Here is a 247-nt window from a genome sequence, read left to right on the forward strand (position 1 = left end):
GACCCGGCTGGTTGCCTATTGCGTCAGCCGCAAGCCCACCATCGCCGATGAACTGCGCCAGGCGCTCAGGGGCCAACTGCCAGACTACATGGTGCCGGCGCTTTTCGTGTTCCTCGATGCCCTGCCGCTCACCCCAAACGGCAAGCTCGACAAACGTGCACTGCCTGCGCCCTTTGACGACAGTGCCAACGTGCTCCTGTCCCCACTGGCGGAAAAGCTGAGCACCGCCTGGGCGCGCATCCTCCAG

At 64.8% G+C, this 247-nt stretch carries 1 protein-coding gene; it reads left to right on the forward strand.

Features of this window, described 5'->3' with window-relative positions; all coding sequences use genetic code 11:
* On the forward strand, window positions 1–247 hold a 247-nt coding region (locus SB765_RS32465), incomplete at both ends, for an AMP-binding enzyme (protein WP_410932870.1).

Source organism: Pseudomonas sp. SIMBA_067, assembly GCF_046534675.1.
Taxonomy (GTDB): Bacteria; Pseudomonadota; Gammaproteobacteria; order Pseudomonadales; family Pseudomonadaceae; genus Aquipseudomonas; species Aquipseudomonas putida.